The sequence below is a fragment of the Kitasatospora sp. NPDC054768 genome (assembly GCF_053612025.1).
On the sequence record NZ_JBSHBN010000197.1, the window covers coordinates 1 to 16,107 of the forward strand.

Annotated in this window: 15 protein-coding genes and 1 pseudogene; 6 read left to right on the top strand and 10 right to left on the bottom strand. The window is 70.5% G+C overall.

Going from position 1 to position 16,107, the window contains the following annotated elements:
- Positions 1 to 90 precede the first annotated feature (90 nt).
- A complete protein-coding gene (locus ACWGKU_RS36260; RefSeq protein ID WP_331768638.1) occupies positions 91 to 246 on the bottom strand; it encodes a hypothetical protein in 156 nt (51 codons plus the stop codon).
- 739 nt (positions 247 to 985) lie between these two features.
- Here ACWGKU_RS36260 and ACWGKU_RS36265 point away from each other — a divergent pair.
- Entirely contained in the window at positions 986 to 1,498 is a 513-nt protein-coding gene (locus ACWGKU_RS36265) for an SMI1/KNR4 family protein (protein ID WP_331768892.1), read from the top strand.
- Positions 1,499 to 1,564: 66 nt separating this feature from the next.
- Here ACWGKU_RS36265 and ACWGKU_RS36270 read toward each other — a convergent pair.
- From ACWGKU_RS36270 to ACWGKU_RS36280, 3 genes and pseudogenes are all read right to left on the bottom strand, one after another.
- Positions 1,565 to 2,074 (bottom strand): annotated as a pseudogene (locus ACWGKU_RS36270) (HARBI1 family protein); the annotation flags it as partial.
- Positions 2,075 to 2,113: 39 nt separating this feature from the next.
- Positions 2,114 to 2,509, bottom strand: a complete 396-nt coding sequence (locus tag ACWGKU_RS36275) for a hypothetical protein (protein ID WP_331768636.1) — start codon at positions 2,507 to 2,509, stop codon at positions 2,114 to 2,116.
- A 1,046-nt stretch (positions 2,510 to 3,555) separates the two neighbouring features.
- Positions 3,556 to 3,885 carry a hypothetical protein gene (locus ACWGKU_RS36280; RefSeq protein ID WP_331768634.1) on the bottom strand — a complete coding sequence of 110 codons (330 nt, stop codon included), beginning with the start codon at positions 3,883 to 3,885 and terminating at the stop codon, positions 3,556 to 3,558.
- Between the two features lie 582 nt (positions 3,886 to 4,467).
- Between ACWGKU_RS36280 and ACWGKU_RS36285 the strand changes: the two genes are divergently transcribed.
- A complete protein-coding gene (locus ACWGKU_RS36285; protein ID WP_331768633.1) occupies positions 4,468 to 5,910 on the top strand; it encodes an MFS transporter in 1,443 nt (480 codons plus the stop codon).
- Between the two features lie 25 nt (positions 5,911 to 5,935).
- Entirely contained in the window at positions 5,936 to 6,592 is a 657-nt protein-coding gene (locus tag ACWGKU_RS36290) for a TetR/AcrR family transcriptional regulator (protein WP_331768632.1), read from the top strand.
- A 1,236-nt stretch (positions 6,593 to 7,828) separates the two neighbouring features.
- Here the strand turns inward: ACWGKU_RS36290 and ACWGKU_RS36295 are convergent.
- Positions 7,829 to 7,966, bottom strand: a complete 138-nt coding sequence (locus tag ACWGKU_RS36295; RefSeq protein WP_401053280.1) for a hypothetical protein — start codon at positions 7,964 to 7,966, stop codon at positions 7,829 to 7,831.
- Positions 7,967 to 8,056: 90 nt separating this feature from the next.
- Complete coding sequence (locus ACWGKU_RS36300) at positions 8,057 to 8,182, bottom strand: hypothetical protein (protein ID WP_331768630.1); 126 nt, start codon at positions 8,180 to 8,182, stop codon at positions 8,057 to 8,059.
- Between the two features lie 150 nt (positions 8,183 to 8,332).
- Here ACWGKU_RS36300 and ACWGKU_RS36305 point away from each other — a divergent pair, with 150 nt between their 5' ends.
- On the top strand, positions 8,333 to 9,064 hold the full coding sequence (locus ACWGKU_RS36305) for a hypothetical protein (RefSeq protein ID WP_331768629.1): 732 nt from the start codon (positions 8,333 to 8,335) through the stop codon (positions 9,062 to 9,064).
- 162 nt (positions 9,065 to 9,226) lie between these two features.
- Here ACWGKU_RS36305 and ACWGKU_RS36310 read toward each other — a convergent pair whose 3' ends face one another.
- From ACWGKU_RS36310 to ACWGKU_RS36320, 3 genes are all read right to left on the bottom strand, one after another.
- On the bottom strand, positions 9,227 to 10,393 hold the full coding sequence (locus tag ACWGKU_RS36310) for a methyltransferase domain-containing protein (protein ID WP_331768628.1): 1,167 nt from the start codon (positions 10,391 to 10,393) through the stop codon (positions 9,227 to 9,229).
- Positions 10,390 to 10,521: a hypothetical protein gene (locus ACWGKU_RS36315; RefSeq protein WP_331768627.1), complete on the bottom strand. Its 132-nt coding sequence runs from the start codon at positions 10,519 to 10,521 to the stop codon at positions 10,390 to 10,392. Before ACWGKU_RS36315 ends, ACWGKU_RS36310 begins: the two co-directional genes overlap by 4 nt.
- A gap of 351 nt (positions 10,522 to 10,872) precedes the next feature.
- Entirely contained in the window at positions 10,873 to 11,223 is a 351-nt protein-coding gene (locus ACWGKU_RS36320) for a hypothetical protein (RefSeq protein WP_401054164.1), read from the bottom strand.
- 336 nt (positions 11,224 to 11,559) lie between these two features.
- On the opposite strand from ACWGKU_RS36320, the gene ACWGKU_RS36325 reads away from it, so the two are divergent.
- Positions 11,560 to 12,834: an RICIN domain-containing protein gene (locus ACWGKU_RS36325; protein WP_331768833.1), complete on the top strand. Its 1,275-nt coding sequence runs from the start codon at positions 11,560 to 11,562 to the stop codon at positions 12,832 to 12,834.
- A 1,340-nt stretch (positions 12,835 to 14,174) separates the two neighbouring features.
- Here ACWGKU_RS36325 and ACWGKU_RS36330 read toward each other — a convergent pair.
- Positions 14,175 to 14,636: a hypothetical protein gene (locus ACWGKU_RS36330; protein ID WP_331768622.1), complete on the bottom strand. Its 462-nt coding sequence runs from the start codon at positions 14,634 to 14,636 to the stop codon at positions 14,175 to 14,177.
- Between the two features lie 447 nt (positions 14,637 to 15,083).
- Here ACWGKU_RS36330 and ACWGKU_RS36335 point away from each other — a divergent pair, with 447 nt between their 5' ends.
- A complete protein-coding gene (locus ACWGKU_RS36335; RefSeq protein ID WP_331768621.1) occupies positions 15,084 to 15,695 on the top strand; it encodes a hypothetical protein in 612 nt (203 codons plus the stop codon).
- Positions 15,696 to 16,107 lie beyond the last annotated feature (412 nt).

Below are 16,107 nucleotides of genomic sequence, written 5' to 3' on the forward strand. Positions count from 1 at the left end.
ACGCCAACACCAGGCCCGGACCAGCCACTACAAACGACGAGGCCACAGCCCAAGAGCTGAAGCCTCGCCACAGTAAGCACCGTTGCAGTACTAGCGCAGCCACATCGAACCGCGCACCGGAGGGGAGTCGAGGATCGGTCGGCCCAGGTCACGGTCGGCGGGCTCGGGCCGGCTGCTGTACAGGCCCAGCTCCAGCCGTTCGGGCGCGGCGGTGCGAGCCGGGTCGGGGCGGGTGGTGCCGGTCATCGCGCGGTGCCTCCGGAAGTCGGGAACGAGGTGCGACGGCCGTCCCGGCCTGGTGGGCCGGGACGGCGGGATCTTGCGGGGCGGGTCAGCCGGTGACGGTCTCGGGGTGTCGGGTGAGTGCGTCCAGGAGCGCAGTCTGCTGCTCGGTCAGCTTGCCGTCGGTGCGGGCCTTGCCCTGCTTGCGCAGCCACGTGCCGGGCCGGAACGTGGGATCGTCGCCCAGGCCGGTGCGGTTGGCGGGGCCGTCGAGGGTTCCGCCGGCGGCGAGGGAAGGAGCTCGCCTCGATCTCGGCGTCGGCCTCCGCCTTGACCGCCTCGCCGGCGTCGTGGACCTCGGCCGGGTCGGCGGCCGCGGTGTCGTCGCCGACCTGTTCACCAGCGTCTTCGACTTCTTCGAAGCCGGACGTTAAACGACAAGGTGAGCGTTTTCAGCTTCGCCACTCCGGGGTGACGCCGCGGCCCTCGCTTGAGCCTGGAAGCTCCTCGGCTGGGCCCACCGGGCACGGTGGGTTGTCTGTGAAAAGTCGCGGGCGGTCACTTCGCTGAGGGGCCGGTCCTGCGCTTCGGGGCGGAAGGTGATTATGGGGAGGGATGGAACGCATGCTCGAAGTACCATCCCTGCAAGGTTCTCCGGCCGGTACTTCCCAACCTCCGCAGTGGCGTAGTCGGACGGAGACATCCCTGTAGAGAGGACAGAGGGCATAGGGCGATGAGTGTGGCTGAGAGTTGGTCGCGTGTGATGAGCCTTCTTCGAGAGCACGCGCCGGCCGATCACGCGGATCTGCCGGGGCCCGCTACGGAGCAGATGCTCGCGGCAGCCGAGGAACGGATGGGGATCTCCCTTCATGGGGACCTACGGACGTGGCTGTTGCAGAACAATCTGGATCTGCCGGAGGAAGACGTCGACGACGACGTGATGTGCTGCGGCTTCGACGGGTTCCCCGACGAGGGAAGCTTCTTTCTGGGCATCCGGGCGATGGAGAGGCTCTACGCGAATCACCCCTTGTCCGGTGGGAGCGAATGGCGCGAGGAGTGGATCCCGTTCCAGTCGGACCGGGACGGCTGGATGGGACAGTTCATCGACGCGAGGGACGGACGTATCGGCAGATGGTTCGTGGGTGCGCCCACAGTCACCGGCGAGTACGCGTCACTGGCTCACTACTTCGACTCCGTGGCGGAGATGCTGACGAGGATCGGCGCGGGGGACTATCCGGTCTGTTCCGTTGCCGAAGGGCGACTTGTCTGGTCGTGAGACGGTTCCCAACTGGATGACGGCCAGTCCCAATCCGTCCTCACCCTGGAACGGCAATGAGATTCATCAGCGTTGACGTTCCAGGGTGAGGACGGCTGCGGCGATGACGGTCATCCGGTTGGGGCTGCAGCGGGCCCGGCGGAGGATCTGCCAGGACTTGAGTCGCGCGATGCTTCGTTCGACCGGTGCTCGTGCCGCTGACAGGGCTCGGTTGATCGTCTGCTGGGTTGTGGTGAGGTCTTGGCCGGGAAGCCGTCTGATGGGCGTGGTCGCCCAGGGGCCGGCCCCGATGTAGGCGCGGTCGGCGAGCACGGGGACGCCCTGGCGTTCGCAGATCCGGATGATGCGGTGGGTACGGGCCGCGGTCAGGTCGTGGGTTCGGCCGGGCAGGGCGGATGAGATCCACAGCAGGTTGCCGGTGGGATCGGCCACGACCTGCACGTTCACGCCGTGACGGCGGTGCTTCTGAGAGAAGTCGGCCCGGCTGTCGCCGACCCGGTCGCACTCGGCGAGCGTCCCGTCGAGCAGGACGTGATCAGGATCCGTCTCACGCAGGACCCGCAGCAGACCGGGTGCAAGCGGATACTTCTCACGGTCTGACCCCGGTGAGGACGCCTACTGAAGCTTCGGGCCCACCGAAATATCGACGGCTACGGCATTCCAGCCGGGCTCATTCACAGCCACTCGGACCCATCGTCTGCCCTGTTCGCCGATGAGTTTCACGAAGCGGGTCTCGCCCATGACGTCACCGATGACGAGCCGTCCGTCGGCCAGCGCGAGCGGCCCGTCGAAGACCGTCACGAAGGAGTCGTCCGGCCCGGGTCCCTCGTGGATCGGCTCGGCGAAGACCCGAACCTTGATGAGCTGCACCTGAGCCTTTACCCGCACCGCAACATGGGTGTCGCAGGAGACCGCCGGTTCCTCCTTCAGGCTCAAGGCCGGCAGCCAGTCAGTTGATCCCAGCGCCAGGACGGGGTGATTCACGTAGACGTCGACGCCGGCAATCTGCACACGCGGCCCCTCTCCGGTCGTCCTTCGCGAATCGCAGAGATGACAGCCCGAGGTGCCGACAAGCCAGACGTGCGCAGCCGAGGCGCACAACCATCCGGGCCGTCTGACTCAAGCCTGATCACAAGATCTTCGACAGAGCCGAATCACGTGATCGTCCACACTGCGCGGCGTGCCAGTGGTGCGCGGTCTCCGCGTACGCGCGCAGCTCCTCGATCCGGTCGTGCCGGGCCAGCAGGTCGGCCAGCTGGTCGCAGTTGTTGATCGAGGTGGTCGTGGGTGCGGAGCAGGACGATGGCGTCGTCGGCCCGGCCGCTCGCCTCCAGCAGCTCCGCCGCGGTCTCGGCAGCCGTCCACCAGCCCATGGCGACATACGGGGCGAGCACCTGAAGCGACTCCTCCGTGCAGCCCTGGCCCACGAGCAGCCACGCCCGCTCCCCCGCGCAGAACCGCGGGCCGGGGTCCGGGTCGTCGTGGTCGGCGCCGTAGACCCGGCCCCGCAGAGCGCCGCGTCGTCCATGCCGCCCAGCATCCCAGTCGGCACCGACACCGTGAGGCGCATCGGGGAAAGGCCGGCCCTTGCCCGCTCGGGGTTCGGGCAACGGGCCGGCCCTTGCCCCAGCGTGCGGGTGCACAAGAGCGCCGCGCACCCGCGGCTACGCCAGCGCGGCGACGGCCCCCGGCCGCTCCGCACCGATGACGGCGCCCGGGGCCGCAGGGGCGACGGCACCGTTCTCGTCGGGCAGCCACAACCGGGCGCTCCGCGGACGGTAGGCCGCACCGCGGACGGAGGAGCGGATCCGGTTGCCCGGAGTTCGCGGCGGAGGCCGCCACCGGGATGTTCCGGTGGCGGCCTCCTGGTGGTGGGTGGGGTCAGCCGATGCGGATGAGTCCGGTCGAGATCTGTCGTCGAGCCTGGCCGGCAACCGCTGCCGTGCCATGCGCTCCGAGCCCACCATGGCCCAACGCCTGAGCCCCGGGGAGCCCGTCGGGAAACCGGTACCGGGAGCCTGCCTGCGCCGCGCGCAGCCGGTGGGAAGCGACCGGCGTCAGGAAGCGGCCGCGCGCGCCGCCTCCAACTCGGCCACCAGCCGCTTGACCCGCCTGTTGGTCCCGCCCGAGCCGTGGCCCGCCAGCATGTGCAGCTGGTCGGTCCCGCCGGAGGCCAGCACCAGCTCCGGGACGTCGGACGAGTAGACCGTGCCCTCCAGGACGGCCACCCGCACCTCCCGGATGTCCGCCCACGCGCAGGAGCGCGCCCTGAGCAGCCCGGAGTACTTCACCCCGGCCGACCCGTAGGAGACGCCGAACACCGGCGCGCGGAACGTCAGCACCGCACCCGGGACGCCGAGGATCAGGACCGGGATCAGGTGTTCCACCCCGCGCGGCCCTCGTCGTCGCCAGGCCCGTCGCCATCACCACGGCGATCAGCAGGCACACACCGCCCAGCAGGAAGTAGGTGAGCGACCAGGCCGTGCGCCTCTTCCGCTTCCGCATGTCCGTGCCCCCTTTCCGCGGCGCGCGGCACCGTCCGGGGTCCGGGGAGGCCGCCACCACCCGCGGACCAGCATACGAACGGTGGCCGCGCCACGGAGGGGCAGGGCACCGGCGCGACCCGCAACCCCCTCGGCGTCCTGCCCCGGCCCTGTCCACCGCCTACGCCCTCGCGCCGGCCGTCGTTGGCACTCAGCCCCTCGCCGAGGTCGTTGGCACGGTCGCCTACGTCCAGTGATACGAGCCTGCGGGCCGCGGAGGCCCTCGAGGCGCATGTCCGGGCGTTCTTCGCAGGGCATTCGGTGGAGGTCGTGGACTACGCCCTGGGCCGGAGCGGCGAGAAGTGCTGGTCGGCGTCCGCGTGCGAGCGTCGAGTGGAACCGACTATGCGGAGTCTATTCTCCGCTTCTGCTAGCCTCGATGCGGAATTGAATCTCCGCTTACGTGTTCCGCTGGAGCCCACACCCATGCCCCGAACAAGCACCAAACGCCCCCACCACAACCTGACCTTCGCCGTGCTGCTGCTCGGCGTCGGCGCGTTCTCCCTGCTGCAATCGCTGGTGGTCCCGGTCCTGCCGACCCTGATGGAGCGCCTGCACACCACCCAGGACACCGCGACCTGGCTGATGACCGGCTACCTGCTGTCCGCCTCCGTGGCGACCCCGATCCTGGCGCGGATCGGCGACAAGGTCGGGAAGGAGCGGATGCTGATCGTCACGCTCGTCGCCCTGGCCGCCGGGTCCGCACTGGCCGGCGCTTCCCACTCCGTCGGTCCGATGATCGTCGCGCGGATCATCCAGGGCACGGGCGGTGCCGTGGTGCCGCTCGCGTTCGGCATCATCCGCGACGAGTTCCCGCCCGCCAAGGTCCGCAGCGCCGTCGGCGTCACGGCCGCGCTGACCGCCGTCGGCGCCGGGCTCGGCCTGATCCTGGCCGGGCCGATCGTCGACCACCTGGACTACCACTGGCTGTTCTGGGCGCCGATGATCCTCGTCTGCGCCGCCGCGATCGCCACCTACCTGTTCGTCCCCGAGTCCCCCGTGCGCGTCCCCGGCCGGATCGACTGGCGTGCCGGGCTGCTGCTCTCCGTCTGGCTGGTGGCCCTGCTGCTCGCCGTCAGCGAGGGGCAGAAGTGGGGCTGGGGCTCCCTGCGGATCATGGGCCTGTTCGCCGCCGCGGTGGTCTTCGCCGGCTACTGGATCGTGACCGAGCTGCGCTCGGACAACCCGCTGATCGACATGCGCGTGATGCGTATCCCGGCCGTCTGGACCACCAACCTGGTCGCGCTGCTCTTCGGCATCGGGATGTACACCTCGATGACCTTCCTGCCGCAACTGGTCCAGACACCCGAGCACCTGGCCGGCTACGGCTTCACCGCGAGCGTGACCCGGTCCGGGATCTACATGCTGCCGATGACGGGCGGCATGTTCGCCCTCGGCGTCCTGGCCGGCAAGCTCGCCGCCCGTTACGGCTCCAAGCGCGTGCTGATCGCCGGCAGCCTGATCACCATCGCCCCGTTCGCGATGCTCGCCCTGCGGCACGACCACGCCTGGCAGATCTACACCGCCTCGGCCCTGATCGGCGTCGGCCTCGGCCTCGCCTTCTCCGCCATGTCCGCCATCGTCGTCGAGGCCGTCCCCCCGGCCCAGACCGGCGCGGCCAGCGGCATGAACGCCAACATCCGCACCATCGGCGGCGCGATCGGCAGCGCGGTGGCGGCCAGTATCCTGTCCTCCGGGGTCACGGCCACCCACCCGTTCCCCGACGACTCCGGCTACACCAGTACCTTCTGGTTCCTGACCATCAGCGCCGGGCTCGCCGCCGCCGCCTCCCTCGCCATCCCGACGGCCCGGCGCCGCCGGAGCGACCACAGCGTGGGATCGCCCCGGCTCACGACGGTGAACCGGTGACCGAGCACGAGGACCGGACCCCGCGATGACCACCCCCCACCGGCCCGCACCTGCCAAGCCCAAGGCCCTGCGCCGCGACGCGGCACAGAACCGGGAGAAGCTGCTGCGGGCCGCGTGGGAGGTCTTCGCCGAACTCGGCCCCGACGCCGGCGTCGAGGAGATCGCCGCCCGCGCCGGCGTCGGCATGGGCACCCTCTACCGCCGCTTCCCCACCAAGGAGTCCCTGCTCGCCGCGCTCAGCGACGAGATCCTCGACTCGATCCTCGACTGCTTCCGCCGCGCGGCCGAACAGCAGCCGGACGACCGGGCCCTGGAACAGGCACTCTGGGACACCGGCACGGTGCTGGCCGTCCGCCACGGCTGGCTCACCCGCCTGTGGGCGGCCATCCCCCCGGAGGCCGACGAACGCCGCACGGAACTGCTCGGCCTGGTCGACGACCTCCTCACCCGCGCCAAGCGCACCAGCCGGGTGCGCGAGGAGATCACCCGCACCGACGTGTACGCGAGTCTCCTCGCGCTGCGCGTCCTCATCGACGACACCGAGGCCCAGGTACCCGGTGTCTGGCGCCGCCACCTCGCCATCGTGCTCGCCGGCTTCCGACCGGCCGCCGAACCCCTCGCCCACCCCGCCACCGACGACACCCTGATCCGCGCCAACACACCCAAACGCCACCCGGAATGACCCGTCACCACACCGAATGGCCCCACCCCATCCCACTCCTCGTACTGAAACGATGAGTTGGGCAGGGTGGTGGTGGCTTCGCCGAGCACGCGCCGCCATTCCTGGACGGCCACCGCAGCCCGGAGTGCGGCGGCCCCGTCACCGGCGTCGGCGTGCCGGTCGGCGATCCGCAGGTCGTCCTGAGCGGCGGCCGGGGCCGGTCGATCTCGGGCACGGTCATCCCGGCCACCCGACGGCGGATGCGGGCGGAGACGGCGCCGAGCAGGCCATACTCCCGGCCTCCGGTCCATCCGTGTTCGCGTCATGGTCATCATCGTCATGATCGGCCTCGGCTGAACTACGGCGCCCCGCAAGCCGCTGCCCGACTCGCCGAACGCGCCCGCGCCGAGAGCACCGGCATCCCCACCGCCGCAGCCACCCTGGCCCGCCGCCGTGTCCGCCCGCGTTCAACGGCCGGACAGCAACTCGCCCGACATCGACTTCGCGATGCCCAACTCCACCCGCGCAGCCGCCGACGAGCACACGCACCTGGACCGCTGGTACCAGCGCCTCAACGGCCCGGCACACCCGCTCCGGTTGCCCAGTGGACTCCTGCGCCGTATCCAAGCGCTCCGACCCGAGGACCCGCGCCGGCCCACCGGCCGGCGAACTGCCGACGGCACGGAGCAGCAGTGGGCGTTCGAGCTCATCTGCTACCGGGGAACGCCCTTGCCCCACGACCGAGTGGTCAGGCTGCTCACCGACTTTCGGGCGGCTCCAGACCCGGGCCGGCGGCGGGCCGCGCCCCGGCGAGGGGTTCCAGGTCCAGCTCGCCGCGGCCGGCGTGCGGGATGGTGGCCCCGCAGCCGAGTTGCGTATTGAACACGTTCAAACTTGATGGGCGGGATCCGCTCCGGGATCCGCTCCGAACTCGGCCAGGGGGACACGTGGCACCAGGAATCGGTGTGGATGTGGCGTCGCGCGCAGTGATCACTGTGCCCACAACCTGGGCGACACTGATCGCGCTCCTTCTCCTGCCGACGCTGCTGCCGAATCGATGGCCGTACTACATCTACTCACCCGCCAGCGTCGCACTGTGGATGCTGTCCATGCTCGTCGGTCCGGCCGTGGCATGTGTCGGCAACCGGCAATGGATCCGCCACGGCGTATGGAGAGCCGCAGCCGGCGGAAGCCGGACCTGACCCAGCGGATCCGCCGCCGTATGCCGTCGATCACCCGAGCTGCGCACTGCGCTGTTCAGCCGGCAGGACCGATGTAGATCCACATGCCGATGTAGAGGGCGAACACGATCCCCGCCAGGGCGGCGAGAGCCATCACGGTCCCCAGGCAGCCCTTCGCCAACCTCTTGTCGAGCACTCCGGTCCCCCGTCTCACGTCGTTCCACCACGTTAGGAGTGCGACTCGGGCCGGCGCCTGAGTAGCCGTACTCAAGCGGGGCACGGGAGTTGGTGGCGAGGCCGTCCGTCACGGGCTGCGCAGGACTGCGACGACCTTGCCCAGGACGGTCGCGTTGTCGCCGACGCCCTGCTGGCCCGCCCGGCCCCGGACATCGCCCGCCTGCCGGCCGACGGCGACCTCACCACCGCCCACCGCCGCCTCGTCGAGGCGCTGCGCCCGCGCTGGGGGTCGTCGCGCATCCTTGCGACCGGAGGTTTCGTCGACCCCACCCTCGACGACGACAGCGGGCTGCCGCTGGCCGCCCCGTTCGCCGGGCGCCTCGCCGAGCTGTGCGGGTGGGCAGTGGGCGAGCGCTGGATCGGCTGCGGGATCGTCCGGGACAACGACGACGGCGCGTCGCACCTGGTCGCGGTGACGGCCCGCCGGGCCGACCCGGCGGCGGCCTTCCTGCCCGCCGGGGACACGGAGGAAGGGGCCGACGTGCCGGGTGACCGCTGGGTGCGGCGGCTCGCCGCCGCGACGGGCCGGCCGCAGTCGCGACTGTGTCCCGTCGACTGGTCGTCGGCCGAAGCCCGGCTCGGCACCGCCCTGCCCGCCGACTACCGGCACCTGGCGGAGCACTTCGGCCCCGGCACGTTCGCCGGCTTCCTCGACCTCTCCCTGCCCGGCCCCCCGCCCGGCCGCGACGACCCGTTCCCGCGTTTCCTGTGCCTCGTCGAGCAGGCCCTCCGCCTTGCCGAACTCGCCGCCGACCCCGGTATCGCCGACCTCTACCGCCCCCACCGGCTCCACCCCGCCCCGGGCGGGCTCCTGCAGTGGGCCGACTCCGTCCGGGCCGACCAGTTCTACTGGCTGACGGAGGGCGCAGACCCGAACCGGTGGCCGGTCATCGCCCGCAACGAGGACGGCGACAGCTGTGCGCGGTTCGACGGTTCCACCGCCGAGTTCGTCCACCGGCTCCTCACCGACCACCGGCACCCCTTCTCGGTCGCCGAGCTCATCGACCGCCCCGACTTCGAGCCGTACGAGCCCCACGACTCCGACGACCCCTTCGAGGACCGCCGGCTGCCGTAGTAGATCGGTTGACATGTTCGCCGAGCGGACAAGGGACAGCCTGGTGGACCGACATGACCACCGTGGTCACGGCATCGCCGTGCACGACTCCTCCGCGTTCTCGTGGTACGTCCACGGGCCGCCGCAACCGGTTCCGCCGATGCTGCACGCGGCCTGCGCGGTTCAGCCCCGCCCCCGTGGGGACGGCAGCGGGTTGGCCGGCTCGTGCAGCCACGCCCGGTGCTCGCCCCCGCCCCCGCCCACGCCCACGGTCAGCCCGAAGCTCTCGAACCCCGGACGGCCTTCCCCCACCCACCACTGGAAGGACTCCTCGACCTCCGACCACATCCGACGGGGGCCCGACTGGCGGACCTCGAACCGGCGCGCGCCGTCCACGAAGTCCACCGTCGCCCAGGAGGTGACGCCCGTGTCGAACAGCCACAGGGTCGTCATACCGCCGCCGTCGCTGCGCCGGTAGTACACGTCGGGTACGGTCAGGCCCACGACGAAGGACGCCAGCCAGTCGTCGACGAGTTCGAGCGGGTTCAGGGTCGTGTACTCCTGCGCGGCGTCCCCGGGCCAGTCGCCGGGCAGGTAGTCGTCGACGGGCGGGGCCTGGTAGCGCTGCTGGCGCATGCGCATGAACGCCGAGGAGCCGGTGAACGGGCCCATGGCCGTGCCGTCGGCGACGGTCAGCCGGGCGACTGCTCCGCCCCCGAAGAGCGGCGCGAAGGGCAGCACCAGCACGCCCTGCCGGCGGATCTGCCCGATCACGGCCGGGGGGACCTCACGTACCGAGCAGGTGAGGATTCCTCGGTCGTACGGGGCCCCGGGCAGGTATCCGTGGGCCGCGTCGCCCACCACCGCGATCGGAGCGGCGTCGAGGGCCCGGAAGTTGGCGGCGGCCTGGGCGGCGACCGCCGGGTCCAGCTCCACGGTCACCACGTTGTGCGCGCCCTGGCGCCGGGCCAGCAGCCCGGCGTTCCAGCCGGGGCCGGTTCCGCCCTCCCAGACCCTGTGGCCTTCGTGGACGTCCAGGTCGCGCAGCATGGAGGCGACCATCGTCGGCATGGACACCGACGAGGTCGGCTCCCGCTGCTGTCCGCTGTCCGTTCCGTCGTCCCACTGCGTCACGATCGCCACGTCGGAGTACGCGAGCTCCAGCCACCGCCCGGGGCTCTGCGCGCGGTCGCAACGTTCGTAGCCGTCGCCGGTGCTCGCCCAGAAGACGTCCGGGAGGAACTCATGGCGGCCGACGTCGAGGAACGCCTGCCGCCAACCGGGGGTCAGGGCACCCGAGGCCTCCAGCCGGTCGACCAGCCGGACCTGGACGTCGGTGGCCGCCGTCACTTGTGCTTCGGATCGGGAGTCGGGCCCTGTCCGTCCGGGTTCGGCTTCGGGCCGATCTGCGGACCGCCGGGCTTGGCGTGGGCCCCGCCCTTGCCGTCGTTCGGGCCGCCCTTGTTCTCGTCACCCACGGTGATTCCCCCTCTGCTGCAACGCTCCGAAGATCTACAGAGCAGAGGGTAGTCGATCGGACACCTGGCGTGAAGGGACTCGTGTTCCTCTCGGGCCACGGGCCGGCCCGGTCGACGATGTGTGCGTCGCCACCAACGGCAACCGATGCTGCGCCCAGGAGCAGGACGGCTGCCGGGCAGAGGAGTCTCTACCGGCGCATCGGGACACCATGGAGCGACCGGGTGGCTTGCAGAGAGTTATCGGATCGTATGCATCGTCAACCTTCGAGTGTTCACCGGCTTGCCTCGTGGTTGGGCCGGGCTGTCGGACCGAGTGACGGGTGGCCGCTTCGCCTCACGGACGGCGTCCTGTCAGGAGCGACCGAACCGGCGGCGCTTGGCCCGGAGCTGGGGCGCGGCGGTCTTCGTCAGGGCCGCAGACGGGTCGTCGTACTCACGGGAGATCACCTGGATCCGGCCCGACGCGACGTCGTGGCGCACGGTGTCCAGGCCCTGGCGGTCGAGTTCGGCGATGGTGTCGGCATGGGTCGTGGTGTTCAGGGCGAGCATCCCGACCTTCGGGTGCCTCGGGCCGGGCTCGACCTCCTCGCCGAGCAGGACCTGCATCAGGCGGTCGGCGGAGACCGAAGGCAGGTCCTCGTCCACGGCGACGTGCAGCAGCAGGTGTTCCTCGCCGCCGGCCCGCCACCGCACGTGCGCCACCCACGCCGAGCGGACGGCCCCCTGCGGTGTCAGGCCGTCAGGCTACGGGTGTCGCGGTTGCCCGCCCTCTCGCACCTCTCTCCGTGATGACGGCCACAGTGGGGATTTCCGTCATTTCACGGATGGGAGGTGGCTGATTTGAAGAAACGGTTCCTCACTGACGGCGACTGTGTGGATGCTGTGTGCATCGCATCGTGGTAGGACGTGTGTACGGGCCTTGGAAGCTCCGGCTCGCGTCATCGCTCCGCTCGAAGCGCTTCTCCCGCCAGTTCGCACCAGCACCTCCAGTCATGCCGCTGACGGCCTCTCGCGCACGGGCGGCAGGAAGGAACTCGCATGTCCCTCCCCTCGACACTGCGGCGCTGCGGCACCGCAGTGGCGACCGCGGCGCTCCTGCTGCTCGCCCCGACGCCGGCGTCGGCTGTCGACTTCGGCCTCGGCGGCAACGTATCCCTCGGCTGGTCGGTCCCGAACGCTCCCTCAGGGCAACTGACCAACATCACCTTCCCGATGGCGATCAACCCGGCGAGCGAGCAGACCGGCCTCTACTACGCCCAGCAGTTCGGCGTCGCCAACGGCCGGACCGGTTATACGGGCCTGCAGCCCCAGCCGACCAGCGGCAACACCCAGCAGTTCCGTGCCATCTTCTCGGTGTTCGCCTCCGGCGGCGCCGGCACCCCCGGAGACACCTCCAGCAGCGACCCCAACTGCCGACCGGGCGCCGACGGCAACGCCGGCCAGTCGTGCTCCGTCCTCTTCAACGCCGTATACGGCCACACCTACAACCTCACGGTGAAGCGGACCGCGAGCACGTCCACCACCAACACCTGGACCGGCGACGTGTACGACTCCGCCAACCTCCAGCAGCCCGTGGCCCACATCGGCAGCTGGACGGTGCCGAGCGGTCTGCTCACCTCCTCGGGCAACGGGTTCGTCGAGTACGTCTACTACAACGCCGCCGGCACCTGTGCTCAGAACACGGTGTCCGACGCCTACTTCGGCGGCCCCAGCAGCACGGACGCGGGCGGCCTGTCCGGCGTGGTCAACAACGTCTACGAGTACGGCAGCTGCGCGGGGCAGTCCAATTTCGCCAGCACGCCCTCGGGGTCGGGCCAGCACGTCGTGCGCGGCTTCACCAGTACCAGCCCCATCAAGGGCTCGGCCTCCGGTCTCTGCCTGAACTCGCCCAGCCAGGACCCCTGGGGCGCGCAGACGAACATCGTGGCCTGTGACGGCACCGGAAAGCAGACCTGGAAGTTCCTGCCCGATTCCCCGAGCGTGTCCACCTCCCCGGTACCCACCACCCCCCTCAGCCCCCAGGGCGTGATCCAGGGCTTCCTTCGCTTGGGAGCGACGGACCCCCTCGGCTACGACGTGTGCCTGGACAACAACGGCGAGAGCACTCCGGGCGGCAAGGTGACCGTCTGGGGATGCGGCTCCCACAACACCAACCAGCAGTGGCGGCTCTACCCCGACGGCACCCTTCGCGCCGCGGACTCGGGCCTGTGCATCGACGTCGCGGGCGGCGCGACCGGCAGCGGCAGCCTGCTCGTCCAGCAGACCTGCAACGGCGGCAACAGCCAGAAGTGGGTCCGGCAGGCCAACCCCTGATCCCGGATGATCCCGGAGTGGCCGAAGCCTGACGGCGTCGTGGACGCCTGAACCGTGCGCGTACGCATAGGCGGCGCCCTTGCCCTGATGAGGGCGGGGGCGCCGTGGTGTGCCGGGGACCCGGCGATGGGGCTGGTGCCGTGCCCGCGCAGCCCGTGGAGCGTGACCCGCTCGGCCGTGACCTCGGTCATGGTCCGTTCGTGGTTGAGCTGCTGGAGCAGATACGCGACCGCGTCGTCCTCCGTGCGGCTATCGAGCCCGAGGACGCCCACGCCGACGGCCGGCAGGATCTCGGCTGGTCGAACACCTGCCGGGCCCGGTCCGTGATGCCCAGTCGTTCGAGGCCGGCCAGCGCGAGGACCATCATGCCGTCGATCTTGTCGACGCCTCCCTCTCCGAAGCGGGCCCGGAGCGGGAACGCGCCAGCGTCGCGGGCGAAGGCGAGTTTCTGCGCGGACGCCGGGTTGGGGGCGGGAGTCGAGCTCGATGACGAGGTCCGGCAGCAGCGGCGTCCAGATCACCACGTCCGCGCGCCCATACCGGCCCTTGCCGTCGGGGCCTACGGGCAGCCGTAGTTCCCGGTAGGCGCGGCAGTTCGGCCCCAGGACGGTCCGGGCGAAGTCCGGGACCGCCGCCGTCAGCGCCTTGGTGAGTGGAGTTCTCGGCGGGCCGTAGCCGTTCGCCCGGCTCTGCGCGACCTGGGCGGCTGCGTCGTCGGCCCACTGCTGGAGGTAGTCGGCCAGGATCAGAGCGATGTCCTGAAGGTCTTGTTCGGCCACAGGGCGCGGGCGGCGGCCGGTGAGGACGTGCAGCCAGCCCTCCGCCCGCCTTCGGGACCGCCTCCCTGGTGGCGACCGAGGTGAACTCGGACGTGAAACCGGTGGCGAACTCGGCCTCCTTGAGGACGTCGATCAGGTCGACGGTGCCCCAGCGGCGTTCGATCTCCGCCTTCAGCGCGACGAGGTTCTCCGGCTCCTCCTGCTTGCCCAGCGGCGAGACCTTGATCCACGGCTCGCCGTGCTTCTTGACGCTGTCCACCCCGCCCGTGGTGCCCGGCTCCAGCGCCGTGTCGAAGCGGTTCAGGGCCTCGCGCAGCCTCTTCTCCAGGGCCTCGATGACGCTCATGAACGAGGGATACCGACCCGGCTGCGGCGGACGTGCGTCACTACGACCGAACCGGCAGTCCACGCAACAACACGCCGGAGCCGGGACAGAGTCGGCATCACCAGTCCCGGCAGGGCAAAAGGACACAGGGAGCTCCTGGCGATGCGACCGGCCCGGACAACCGCTGCCTCTGCCAGGAGCCCCGCCGCGTTACCCGCCCGGCCCGGGCAATCTCCTCACATGGCCTCAAGCCGTTCATGGAGCTCCTCGCCGAATCGCGTCCGGTAGACGCCGTGGACGATGGCCCCGGGAGACTGGTAGCCCCTGTGCTCGGGGTCCGAGACATCCCCGTCCCACAGCGCCACGCCTTCGGGAAGCAGCGGAGCACGGCCCAGGTACATATGAGCGGCTTCTTCCAGCCGCAGCTGTCCCCCAACCACCGAGCTCCACAGCCCGTAGCCCTGCCCGACCACCCACATGCACAGATCCTCGGTGCTGTCTTCGGACCAGACGTCCCCGTCCACGCTCACACCTTCCGAGAAGTCGGCCAGCGATTCCGCCGCGGACTCGTATGCGAGCGCGAAGGCTTCGAGCACCTCCCGCGAGTGGGACTCCAACCACGACTCCAGGGCGGACAGACGCGGTCGTGTCGCTTCCAGGACCTCCCAGAACCAGTCGGAATCATGATCCGGGCCCATCTCGGCTCCTGTGTCGACGGCTGCGGTAATCGCCCGACCGTACAGCGCGGTGAAGTTCCCCGAACACTCCCGGGCCTCATCGTCGGCGAATGGCGCTGACCGTCCGCACAGTCACCGGTTCACCGTCAGGCACTGAAAGTGGTGGGGTGCATCGGCCTTCGGCCGATCCGGCAGTGCCGCACCCGCTTCGCTGCGTCCGGTCGGACGGCGGCGACAATGCCCTCCCACTGGACGCGTCGGGTTTCCAGCCGCAAGGAAGCCCCGGCGGGGGCTTCTCCGGCGCCCGCCCCCCGCCGGACTCAGCAGGTGGCGCTGATCATCACGGTCAGCCGGGGCGGGTCTGTGCACTCCAGCGAGTCCTCGCAGGCGCCGACCAGCTGTCCGCGTGGGCCGGCAGGGTTACGAAGAACCTTCCCGAGCGGTAGACGCGACCCCTACGGTTACGCCGTGACGATCACCAGCGCGCCGTACCGGCTCATCGCCGCCCCGGGCGCTGGTGCGCCGTCGTGGGTCTCCTACACCGGACTTGCCGTCAGCGTCGCGGTGGCCGTGGGGACCATCACGATGCACCTGCGCACCCACTGGCGCGACCGACGCAAGGACAGCGAGGAGTATGCGGCGAAGGTCGCCGCCTGGACCGGTCCGGACACCGGAGAGGGCCCAGGGAACCTCTACCGCTACGACTCGGTCGTTGTGCACAACGGCTCGGATCAGCCGGTGTTCAACACCGTGGTGGTCCTGCGGACCGCCGCGCCCGGCGAGCTTCCGGGCGAGACCGACGTGGTGAACATCGCCATCGGCTTGATTCCGCCCAAGGAGACGGTGCAGCGCGACATCAGCGTTGCGGTACCGCCGGGGACCGTTCAGCAACCCGTCACCATTGCGTTCCAGGACGCTCAGGGGCGGACGTGGGAGCGGGACGAAGCCGGCCAGCTCCACCGCGGGGAGCGAGTGAAGGGCACCACCATCGAAGCCGTCACCCGGCGAAACGATGACGGTTCGATCGGGCCTGCCACGCCCAGGGCCGGATTCATGAGGCGCTTGCTGCGGCGGAGATAGGGGCCTCCACAGGCTGGCTCCCTCGCCTCAACGGTCCGTACGAGCTCGTCGGCCGTGGCCCGGTCGACGTCCTGCGCCCACCTCGCGAGCTGCTCTGCGCGGCCGCACGGTGAAGCATCCGCAGCCGAGCCTCGCGGCCGGCCACCGAGCGGGCTTCCAGGTGTTGTGAGAGGACTCTCGCCGGGGCTGTTCGTGGAAACGTCAGGGCCGTTGGCTGGAGATGAGGCGGTCAGCCGGCCATGCCGGGCGTCCGGACCGCACCGGGCGTCCGGACCGCACCGGGCATCCGCAGGTCGTTTGTCAGCGGACGCGGCAGACTGGCTCTGGCGCGAGTTCCGTGAAAGCCGCCCGTGGATCTTGAAAGTTGTCGATCATGATGGGTGTCTGTCGCTGATCTTCTGGCCGCCTTGTT

Excerpts from the sequence above, each read along its gene's own strand:
- ACWGKU_RS36260 (WP_331768638.1), bottom strand. The coding sequence starts at position 246 with ATGACCGGCACCACCCGCCCCGACCCGGCTCGCACCGCCGCGCCCGAA.
- ACWGKU_RS36265 (WP_331768892.1), top strand. The coding sequence starts at position 986 with ATGAGCCTTCTTCGAGAGCACGCGCCGGCCGATCACGCGGATCTGCCG.
- ACWGKU_RS36285 (WP_331768633.1), top strand. The coding sequence starts at position 4,468 with ATGCCCCGAACAAGCACCAAACGCCCCCACCACAACCTGACCTTCGCC.
- ACWGKU_RS36290 (WP_331768632.1), top strand. The coding sequence starts at position 5,936 with ATGACCACCCCCCACCGGCCCGCACCTGCCAAGCCCAAGGCCCTGCGC.
- ACWGKU_RS36325 (WP_331768833.1), top strand. The coding sequence starts at position 11,560 with ATGTCCCTCCCCTCGACACTGCGGCGCTGCGGCACCGCAGTGGCGACC.
- ACWGKU_RS36330 (WP_331768622.1), bottom strand. The coding sequence starts at position 14,636 with ATGGGCCCGGATCATGATTCCGACTGGTTCTGGGAGGTCCTGGAAGCG.